Annotated in this window: 1 protein-coding gene; it reads right to left on the bottom strand. The window is 69.1% G+C overall.

Annotated features, from left to right (window positions below; all coding sequences use genetic code 11):
* Positions 1-566: ThiF family adenylyltransferase (locus A5736_RS14715; RefSeq protein ID WP_175611285.1), on the bottom strand; the 566-nt coding region annotated here is incomplete at both ends.

Raw genomic sequence — 566 nt, 5'->3', positions numbered from 1 at the left:
GTGATCAGCTTGATGGCCTCGGTGCCCATCACCGACGCGATCGAAGCGCAGATGATGCCCAGCACACCGCCTTCCGCGCAGGACGGCACCATGCCGGGCGGCGGCGGCTCCGGGTACAGGTCGCGGTAGTTGAGGCCGCGCCCGTCGGGGGCGTCCTCCCAGAACACCGAAACCTGCCCCTCGAAGCGGTAGATCGAGCCCCACACGTACGGCTTGCCGGCCAGCACCGCGGCGTCGTTGACGAGATACCGGGTGGCGAAGTTGTCGGTGCCGTCCAGGATCAGGTCGTACTGCGCGAACAGGTCGACGGCGTTGCCGGGCTCCAGCCTGAATTCGTGCAACCGCACGTCGACCAGCGGGTTGATCGCGGCGATCGAGTCGCGCGCCGACTGGGCCTTGGACCGCCCGACGTCGGCCACGCCGTGGATGATCTGGCGCTGCAGGTTCGACTCGTCGACTACGTCGAAGTCGACGATGCCGATCGTGCCCACGCCGGCCGCGGCCAGATACAGCAACGCGGGCGCCCCGAGCCCGCCGGCGCCGATCACCAGCACCCGCGCGTTCTT

The organism is Mycobacterium sp. SP-6446, from assembly GCF_001954045.1.
Classification (GTDB): domain Bacteria; phylum Actinomycetota; class Actinomycetes; order Mycobacteriales; family Mycobacteriaceae; genus Mycobacterium.
This window is presented reverse-complemented; position numbering and strand designations above follow the sequence as displayed.